The sequence below is a fragment of the Bacillota bacterium genome, assembly GCA_013178415.1.
GTDB lineage: Bacteria > Bacillota > SHA-98 > Ch115 > Ch115 > Ch115.
Genome location: JABLXA010000025.1, coordinates 22,153 through 30,660 on the forward strand (window position 1 = coordinate 22,153; position 8,508 = coordinate 30,660).

An 8,508-nucleotide genomic window follows, 5' to 3' on the forward strand; every position below is an offset into this window, starting at 1 on the left:
CATATAGGAGACGATTTTTAGAGATTTTTGCTGGGGGATGTTATAGAGCCCACTGGAATCGCTGCAAACTTTCCGAGTCCTACCCCCTTTATATGGGACGTATACAAGGACCTTTAACCTTATATACATGCCACCTCAACTTAAGGCGGAAGGGAGGTGAACCTGACATGATGTCACTCAAGGCTCCGCAGGTGGCCATGTATTTCCCTGAAAAGAGGGGTATTGAGGTTATCTTTGGGGGAGTCTAATAGGCCTTCCCCAAAGGCATGCTAACAAAACTCCAGGTAAACCAAGGTTTCGGATAGGATGTGCCAAACCTGGCTAGTACGTCTAGTGTGCTCTAACATCCCAGGAAACATGGGCGTAGAGGAAGAGTTCAATTATGAAGAGTTCAATATATAGAAGCCTCAACCTTGGGCTTCTGCATACTGAAGCAGGTCTTACTGGGCCGCAGGATGGTTTCCTGCGGCCTTCATTCTTTGAAAGGAGGTCTTGGGTCATGTCATTTTCTAGTGCCCTTTACAAGCTCGAACGTGGTGATCTTCTCGGGGCAGCGAAGGCGGTGGGGCAGGTGTGCGAGGCCCGCTCCTCAAAGGGGCTCTGCCACGCCACCTGCCAGAGGTGTCGTCTGGAGGCTGCAAGGCAGGCTTTGCTTTCAAGTCGGGTTTTCGCAAAAGGCCGAAGATACCGCAGCCTTTAGGTTTATCCTTGCATTTTCAGCCTATGGGTAACCAAGCTCTGAATGCTCAAAGAGAGGAAGGGGCCGAAAATGTCTACAGTCAAGCATGATAAGGGGTCTCTCATAGCCAGCTCTCCGAGGGCTGACCCTGTGAGGGTCTACGATGTGAGGCCCACAAGCAACAACCATCCATCGGGGATGGTTGCCCTGTTCTCAGGGCTTTTAAACTTCAGGTGTGTGGTCATCAACGATCGAGCTGTGTTGGGGAAGGATGTTTACGTATTCTTTGACAGGCAAAATGTGACCAGGGCTTTCTCGAATATGTTAGCCCGCCGCATGGCCGGTGGCAGCGAAGGCGCACCCCAGGGTGAGCTTTCATTTACCCCGGTCCTCACAGTCTACGACACAAGACGGCTATCAGGCCGGAACAACACCGTGGGCATGGGGCGGCTGTTCATCTCCCATGCCGGGCTCGGCATAAGCATTCCTTTCTGGGTTAAGGAACCTGAAAATGGAGCCTACAGGATCGTGCTCCCAGGATACTACACAAACCCGCCATATGACCCGGTAAAGGAGAAGCTCGACCCCAGAGCCCTGGAACCAAGGTGGATGGATAAGTTCAGGTGGCAGGTGGGCTCTCATGATATCTCCTCAGATATAAAAGGCGCGGCATTGAAGGGATGGCTTTATGGTGTAGGAGTTGAGGGAGTACCGGCACGCTCCAACCATGAATGGAGGAGGTGTGCTACCTGCAGGTGGCATGTATTCCTTGGTGATGAAGGCCGGAGCACCTGGGAGATGAGGGATAAAGGTGATGTAGCCCCGCGCCATTTCTGTGCTCACCCAGCCCGCATGAGAGACGGCGATCCTGTGGCGCTTGCAATGGAAGCAGTGAGATTCGCAAACGAAGCCCTGGCTCACTACGGGAGGAAAGCCAGGGCTGATTCGTTAATCTGGATAACCCCTCATAAGAAAGGTATACCGGCCCGGCTTCAGGACCAAGTCATCTGGGAGGAAGGGTGTGATCTGCATACCTTCCGTGGCGAGGCTGACTGGTCACGCATTACCTCTGCCGGTGAGAGAGTGGTGATAGAGATTCCCAGGATCGGGACAAATAAGATCCATGAGATTGAACTGAAATTCCCAAAGAGCCCGGAGCGAAGGCCCCGGGCTTAATTATGACCTCCAGAATACTGATACCATCACGAAAGGGGAATAGACTATGCCAGCCGAGATATGGCAGACCATGCATATTGAGGAGGTAGGACAGGAAACCCATGAGATCACCAGGGGCGACGTTGTCTTGAAGGACGGAGTGCTTTACGTTGTCGAGGCGGTACGTGATGGAAGGATAAAGGCTATGAGGGAAGATGGGGTTGAGGTGGTAGCAAGCATGGCTGAGTTCACCCTGCTGCAGGGAGATGAGCTATTCCAGGTTTTGGAGGCAAAGGCAAGGATGAAGGAGGAAAAACAGGCCATGATGACACAGGCGCTCAATATCGAGAAAGGGGATAAATGCGACGCTGCAGCCCCAACGGAAAGGTCGCTACCGCCCCTCAAAGGCGGCTGGTATCACCTGGATGAATGTGGCGGTTATGAGATTGCGCCCGGCCTTAAGGTGACCGGGCTTCAGATTCTCAAGGCAAAGTATGAAAGCCCACTCAAGGCATTTATCAACATACACCTCAATGGAATCCTGACATTGTATGGGTTCAGAATCCTCAAACAAGGAAAGAGAGCTTCCCTCCTACCACCGCAAAGGCAGGGGGAGATGAGATACCTTGATATAGTCGAAATAGAAGAACTACCGAGAAAGAGGCTCGAAGCCCTTGTGCTAAAACTCGCCCAGAGGCTGGCTATCATCTAAGGTGATTCCATACATCGGAAACACTCAGGCCTCCGGCCTGGTTTCCCTCCCGGCCCACGGTGGCTGTCCCACCAGTATTGCAGAGGCCGCTCTCACATAGCACGTTTCCACACCTTCTGAGACCCGTAAAGCAGCCGTGCAGAGCATCCTCCAGCTCGGGCATCAAGTATGTCCCTCAATGACCAAAGGAAGGTCTTAAATGAAATTCAAAATCGAAAGGAGATAAGACAATGACCATTCGCGCTATGGCAGAGGTATCCCATGCCCATATCCGTCCCATTTCAAGTGCAGAAATCGAATATGAGCAGAGGTTTAAGCGGCTCCATGCTGAGATGCAGAAGACATGGAACCGTATGAGCTTAGTGGACCAGAATGGGCCGGAGGTTTTGCCTTCGGCCCAGGCCGAATACTGCAGGTATTGCGAGCGTGCAAGGGAGAGCTGCTGCAAGGCTGACTGCGAGGTATTCCGCGACCTCGTGTTCGGCTGGGAGATCGGCATATCGCCTGAGCTTAACCGCATCATCCCCGAAAGAGAAAGAGAAAACTACCTCGACCTGCTACTGGATCCCTGTGAGAATTGCCCCAAACGAAGGTCTCATATCGACCCCAGGACCTGGTGCAGGGTCCCTCCGGGCTGCTCAGGCACCAGGAGCAGGCGCTTTCAAGAAGTGCTAGGCGGCAAGTGATCGGTAACATGATGAGATCTCTTTATGGCCCGCATCTATGGTGCGGGCTCATTCATTATTCTAAACAGAGATGGGGGTGATATATGGCTTAGGGGTCAGGTAATGAAAATCAATAACTAAAATCAAGAAAGGGTGGTAGAGGACATGAGCAACGTAAATTGTCAGGAGCAAAACCAGGTAAGTGGCAGGGGTGATGCTGAGGTTATGATGCTAACCAAAATGGAGCTGTCTGAGATCGTCGCTACCGCGGTAAATGCTGCGCTTAACGCAAGGGAGGAAGTGAGGCCAGCGGCCCCTCAGCCGGTAACCCCGGAGGAGGCGAAGGCTCAGATAAGAGCGGCGGTAGACTCCATCGGGAGGACCGCAGTTGATTGCCTCAAGATCGCAGGCGGAGGGCTACTCGGGGCAGTGGATGAGCTCTTTACCGCAGGTCTGAAAGTAGGGCTTCGAGTCACCGGGAGGATGCGGTAGCGCATACATACAAAGGCCGCAGAGCACATGCAGTGGAGTGGTTCCAACTGGAGCCACTCCATTTAATTCTGATCGGAGAGGAGACCGGATATGAAGAAAGGATTCTCGCTGTATTCCATTAAGCTCGTGAAGTCAAAGGCTGTTCCATATGATAGCACAGGGGTAAGCATCAACAACGCGTCAATAGCAGCAGATGTCGCACGACTATATTACAGAGGCACAGACCGAGAGATCTTTTCAGTCCTCCTTCTCAACACCAAGAACCAGCTCATAGGGGCAAACATAGTGAGCGTGGGGAACTTGAACTCAAGCCTGGTGCACCCGCGGGAGGTATTCAAGCCTGCGATATTGGCCAATGCGTTTGAGGTCATACTCGTCCATAACCACCCGAGCGGTGATCCCACGCCAAGTAGAGCGGATATAGAGATCACCAGGCGCATGATCCAGGCGGGAGACCTGCTGGACATAAAGGTCGTAGATCATGTCATAATTGCCGAGGATCGCTACGTCAGTATGCGAGAAAAAGGCCTGATATTCTAGGCTGAGTATTCAAGACCATCTGGTAGCCATAGGGATGATCCATTAATTCTTATGTATATAGGGCTACGAGGTAATTCCTGCCATATAACAAGCATATCCGGGGAGATAAGATATGTCCGCGCGCCAAGAGCGGGCATTTTCTGTTTATGAGGAATAGAGTGCGAAATCCCAGAGATGAGGGGAGGTCGAGATCATGTTGAAGATCAGATTCCATGGAACGGTCATTATGTGCAAATCCTGCGGGAGTGAGCTATTCGAGGAGGTGATAGATGACCATTGCCAGATATTCCGGTGCGTGAGATGCAGGGAGGTTATCGCCTTCGGCAACGCCGCCCTGGTGAAACGAATCGAGCTGCCAGGGCACCATGCCGGAAGCGAGACCGGCGACCGCTAGTCAATTCCCAAGTCACCATGCATCAGAAACCGGTGGCAAGCATTCATCAGAGCCCCGGAGTATATCCACCCGTCATCAGGGTGGTTTTTGTTTTTCTGGGGATTTATGCGGCAGGGGGACGGCCATGAAGAGCCGTCCCTTCAACTTACAATTCAGGATTGGAGGAAAGAGCTATGGAGCTCACTGAGGATTTCAGGAAGAGGTTTGTGAAAAGGCTTCAGGGGAAAGATTTCATCCTCTATGGTGGCCTGATTGAGCTTGCGAGGGAAAAGGGACTGAGGAGGCTTGAGGTAGGGATAGTCCAGATTCCCTCACCTGAGAACGGTGACTATGCAGTATGCTCAGCAACCCTCGAGGGCGAGGATGGTTCCATTTACCGCGAGGTGGGCGATGCCTCGCCGGATAACGTAAATCGGAATATAGCCCCGCACATCCTGAGGATGGCCGCGACAAGAGCCAAGGCGAGGGCCCTCAGGGACTTCACCGGGGTAGACATGGTCTCTTTTGAGGAGATGGGCGAGATCGAAGATGACAATGACGAAGCGCCTCCTATCAAGCAGGGTAGGGATTCAGAGCCATCCCGGAGGGCTGCCAGATCAGGCAGGAGTGACAGGGCAGCTTTACCCTCATGCGACGGGTGCGGGGCTGAGATAACGCGGTCGGTATATGACTTCTCCATGCGCAGGTATGGGAGGCCGCTCTGCATGGCCTGCCAGAGGAAGGCCGCAGCCGGGTGATCATGAACCCGCCGGCTCCCCACACTATTAATCTGGCCCGCCGGGAGCCACAATCCCGGCCTTAGTCATGTACGGGAGGAGAGATCTCAAAATGAAGGCAGCTGAACTTATCAAAGAAATCGAATCTCGCTTGAAGGAGCTAGGGGCGAGGACCAGGGAAGCCAGGTCCTCAGTCGAAGTTACCCAGTATCTGAAATTCATGAGCCTTTTTCACCACTATAGCTTTCACAACACCGCCTCGATCTGGCTGCATTGCCCTCATGCCTCCCAGGTCGCAGGGTATAAGACCTGGCAGAAGCTCGGGAGGTTCGTCAAGAAGGGCGAGCGGGGCATACCCATCTTTGCACCTTGTCCGGTGAGAAGAATCGCACTGGATGAGGAGGACCGAGAGCGCGAGGAGCAGTTCGTATACTTCAAGGTAGTCTATGTCTTCGATGTAAGCCAGACAGATGGCGCCCCACTGCCTGAGGCACCCATAACGGCCTCTGGGGACGGTAGAGGATTACTACCTATTCTGGAAGAGATAGTAAAGGACAAGGGCATAGCCTGCGAGTACAGGACCCTCCATGGGGACCATCACGGCACAAGCTATGGCGGCAGGATCGAAATAGACGACAGGCTCGATGAAGCGGGGAAGGTGTCTGTAATCACACATGAGCTTGCCCATGAACTTTTGCACCGGGACCCTGAGAGCGCCGGCCTTACCAGAGAGCAGAAAGAGATAGAGGCCGAGGCGGTAGCGTTCGCGGTATGCTCGCACCTTGGAATAGAGACCGCATCCGCCAATTACCTGGCACTGTGGGAGGTTGCTCCAGAGAAGATCATCGAAGCATTCCAGCGGATCCATAGAATAGTCGCAGAGATCATCGAGACAGTCGAGGCCGCCCTGGCTAAGGTCGAAAAGGAAGGCGCCAGCCGGTGATGCTGGCGCTCTTTGTATTTCTCAGACTGGGGGTGATATCTTGCACTTGGATTCAGATCAATCGCGGGCTGTATACGCCCCTTGCGGGCATATCCTGGTGGTGGCTCCAGCGGGAAGCGGCAAGACCAAGGTACTTACAGAGAGGGTGCGCAGGCTCATCGGGGGAGGAGCCACACCCTCATCAATCCTGTGTGTTACCTTCACCAGGAAGGCGGCGGGGGAATTGAAGGAGCGACTGAGCGGTATCCCTGGAATTGGACAGACGTGGATAGGGACCTTCCACAGCATATGCTACCGGATACTCAGGGCAGAATCATCTGCCCTGAGTGCTCTTGGGTATGGGGGCGGGTTTACCATCGTAGATACTGCTGGGACTTTGGCCATTGTGAAAGAGGTTCTCAAGGGCCTCAGTGTTGAGGTAAGGCCCGAAGAAGCCTTACATGCCATATCCCTATGCCGGCTGACACTGAGGGATGATTCCTGCGACGGATTCTTACACAAGGCGGCCTCGCTTTACAGGCGGCGTCTCCTTGAACTGAACGCCATGGACTTCGATGACCTCCTGGTAAATACCCTCTGGCTCCTGCAGTCAAATGACGAGATCAGGTTAAGGTATGCGCAGCGATTTCGCCACGTGCTCATGGACGAATTCCAGGACCTGGACCCATGCCAGTGGGAGATCGTAAAGCTCCTTACCTCAGTTCATGGCAACTTGTTTGCAGTAGGGGACCCACAGCAGGAGATATTTGCGTTTAAAGGCGGGGCTGTGGGAATTACTCTTGAGTATATGCGGAACTCCAGCACCAGAACCTACATCCTCAGGCGGAACTACAGGTCTACGGCCAATATCGTGGCTGCTGCAAACTCCCTGATAAAGCGCGGCACCACAACGGTGCCCATCCCCCAGTTCCCGGTGAGGGACTGGGGTGATCCAATTGACCTATATGTAGCCCCAAATGACTCAGATGAGGCCATATACGTGGCAGAGCTCATCAAGGACCTTCTTCTCCAGGGAATAGCTCCGAGAGAGATAGCGGTGCTCACCAGGACCAGGGCCCAGTTTGCCCCGATCTGCAGGGAGCTTATCCGGGCCGGGGTGCCATATAGGTTCTCGGAAAGCACAGGGCCGGCCAAAGCTGTGAGAATGATGACCATTCATGCGTCAAAGGGTAAGGAGTTCGGCCATGTAATCCTCCCGGGGCTTGAGGAGGGCATTATCCCCCACTTCAGGGCCGCAAACGAAAGCGATGCAGAGGAGGAACGAAGGCTTATGTATGTGGCCCTCACGAGGGCCAGGGATAAGCTCTATCTTTCATACTCCATGGAAAGGGCTCATGGAGGAAGGCCAGAATGCACAGAGCCTTCCAGATTCCTCGATGAGATTGATGAGAAACTCCTGGATATCGTCAACCTCCGGGAGGCAAGTGCCTCATGATTTCTAGAACCTGGCCAGCGACTGTGGGATATGACAAGGCCGATGGTTTGGACTAACTCAATCATAGTAACTCAAGGAGCGTGATTTATATGAGAAAAAGGGCCGTAGAACAACACTGGCGCGAGGAAGACAGCAGGGAATTCCGTAAAAGTAGGAAAGAGATTGCAGCCCGGGCCAGGCGCAGGGCGCGCCAGGAGGCCCGGGCGTGGATAGGCAGATTGTATGGGGCATATGATGTTTCGTCCATTCGAAACACTCTAGCCGAAACGGCGGTGAATAGTGCTGATGGGTAGATTTTAGGCCGACAGGGTCGGCCGGCATCAACCGAATGAGATTCCATTCGTCACGGTTTCCATTTTCCAGCATACAACATCAGGCGCTGAGGTGTTAGCGGCATCTGAGTCGCTAACCTCAGCTTGCCCGATCAGAAAAGAGATGCGTCAAAGCCCGAATGCCAACCTTGAGCCCATGAGTTGAACTCAGCATTAAAGTCTAGGAAAGCGCCTCCCTTAATTGCCTTCCGAATGGCATCTTTACGTCTCTTGCTGATCTTTTTCGCATCCCGGAGAAGTCTATGTAGCCCATACTTTTTCCAATAAATCTTCTCTGTTGAAGAAAGAATGCCCTCCAGTGTCTCGGGAGTCACAAAAGTGAAGCCTCCAAACGGATCACTACCACATGTGCTGCCAGAAAGCCAGTCTCTGAGGTCTGGCTTCTGTCGACCGTAGAAGTGTTCCCCGATTTCAAACCTGATATAATGGCTATTCTTGAGGCCAT

At 53.2% G+C, this 8,508-nt stretch carries 12 protein-coding genes; 11 read left to right on the plus strand and 1 reads right to left on the minus strand.

What is annotated here, in order from left to right:
* The first annotated feature begins 382 nt into the window (after positions 1–382).
* The 11 genes from HPY52_14910 to HPY52_14960 all read left to right on the plus strand — a co-directional run bounded on the left by HPY52_14910 (position 383) and on the right by HPY52_14960 (position 8,024).
* Positions 383–700, plus strand: a complete 318-nt coding sequence (locus tag HPY52_14910; protein ID NPV81527.1) for a hypothetical protein — start codon at positions 383–385, stop codon at positions 698–700.
* A 69-nt stretch (positions 701–769) separates the two neighbouring features.
* Entirely contained in the window at positions 770–1,855 is a 1,086-nt protein-coding gene (locus HPY52_14915; protein NPV81528.1) for a hypothetical protein, read from the plus strand.
* Positions 1,856–1,901: 46 nt separating this feature from the next.
* Positions 1,902–2,546, plus strand: coding sequence for a hypothetical protein (locus HPY52_14920; protein NPV81529.1), 645 nt, complete (start codon positions 1,902–1,904; stop codon positions 2,544–2,546).
* Between the two features lie 230 nt (positions 2,547–2,776).
* A complete protein-coding gene (locus HPY52_14925) occupies positions 2,777–3,232 on the plus strand; it encodes a hypothetical protein (GenBank protein NPV81530.1) in 456 nt (151 codons plus the stop codon).
* 144 nt (positions 3,233–3,376) lie between these two features.
* Positions 3,377–3,703 (plus strand): hypothetical protein, encoded by a 327-nt coding sequence (locus HPY52_14930; protein NPV81531.1) that lies wholly within the window; start codon positions 3,377–3,379, stop codon positions 3,701–3,703.
* A 90-nt stretch (positions 3,704–3,793) separates the two neighbouring features.
* Positions 3,794–4,243 carry a DNA repair protein RadC gene (radC, locus tag HPY52_14935; GenBank protein ID NPV81532.1) on the plus strand — a complete coding sequence of 150 codons (450 nt, stop codon included), beginning with the start codon at positions 3,794–3,796 and terminating at the stop codon, positions 4,241–4,243.
* Positions 4,244–4,436: 193 nt separating this feature from the next.
* Positions 4,437–4,637 (plus strand): hypothetical protein, encoded by a 201-nt coding sequence (locus HPY52_14940; protein NPV81533.1) that lies wholly within the window; start codon positions 4,437–4,439, stop codon positions 4,635–4,637.
* A 173-nt stretch (positions 4,638–4,810) separates the two neighbouring features.
* Positions 4,811–5,374 (plus strand): hypothetical protein, encoded by a 564-nt coding sequence (locus HPY52_14945; GenBank protein NPV81534.1) that lies wholly within the window; start codon positions 4,811–4,813, stop codon positions 5,372–5,374.
* 91 nt (positions 5,375–5,465) lie between these two features.
* Positions 5,466–6,296, plus strand: a complete 831-nt coding sequence (locus tag HPY52_14950; GenBank protein ID NPV81535.1) for an ImmA/IrrE family metallo-endopeptidase — start codon at positions 5,466–5,468, stop codon at positions 6,294–6,296.
* Between the two features lie 40 nt (positions 6,297–6,336).
* Positions 6,337–7,731 (plus strand): ATP-dependent helicase, encoded by a 1,395-nt coding sequence (locus HPY52_14955; protein ID NPV81536.1) that lies wholly within the window; start codon positions 6,337–6,339, stop codon positions 7,729–7,731.
* Between the two features lie 89 nt (positions 7,732–7,820).
* Complete coding sequence (locus HPY52_14960; protein ID NPV81537.1) at positions 7,821–8,024, plus strand: hypothetical protein; 204 nt, start codon at positions 7,821–7,823, stop codon at positions 8,022–8,024.
* A gap of 131 nt (positions 8,025–8,155) precedes the next feature.
* Here HPY52_14960 and HPY52_14965 read toward each other — a convergent pair.
* A partial coding sequence (locus HPY52_14965) for a hypothetical protein (GenBank protein NPV81538.1) occupies positions 8,156–8,508 on the minus strand: 353 nt, incomplete at its 5' end.

Excerpts from the sequence above, each read along its gene's own strand:
- radC (NPV81532.1), top strand. The coding sequence starts at position 3,794 with ATGAAGAAAGGATTCTCGCTGTATTCCATTAAGCTCGTGAAGTCAAAG.
- HPY52_14930 (NPV81531.1), top strand. The coding sequence starts at position 3,377 with ATGAGCAACGTAAATTGTCAGGAGCAAAACCAGGTAAGTGGCAGGGGT.
- HPY52_14915 (NPV81528.1), top strand. The coding sequence starts at position 770 with ATGTCTACAGTCAAGCATGATAAGGGGTCTCTCATAGCCAGCTCTCCG.
- HPY52_14925 (NPV81530.1), top strand. The coding sequence starts at position 2,777 with ATGACCATTCGCGCTATGGCAGAGGTATCCCATGCCCATATCCGTCCC.
- HPY52_14920 (NPV81529.1), top strand. The coding sequence starts at position 1,902 with ATGCCAGCCGAGATATGGCAGACCATGCATATTGAGGAGGTAGGACAG.
- HPY52_14910 (NPV81527.1), top strand. The coding sequence starts at position 383 with ATGAAGAGTTCAATATATAGAAGCCTCAACCTTGGGCTTCTGCATACT.
- HPY52_14960 (NPV81537.1), top strand. The coding sequence starts at position 7,821 with ATGAGAAAAAGGGCCGTAGAACAACACTGGCGCGAGGAAGACAGCAGG.
- HPY52_14940 (NPV81533.1), top strand. The coding sequence starts at position 4,437 with ATGTTGAAGATCAGATTCCATGGAACGGTCATTATGTGCAAATCCTGC.
- HPY52_14950 (NPV81535.1), top strand. The coding sequence starts at position 5,466 with ATGAAGGCAGCTGAACTTATCAAAGAAATCGAATCTCGCTTGAAGGAG.
- HPY52_14945 (NPV81534.1), top strand. The coding sequence starts at position 4,811 with ATGGAGCTCACTGAGGATTTCAGGAAGAGGTTTGTGAAAAGGCTTCAG.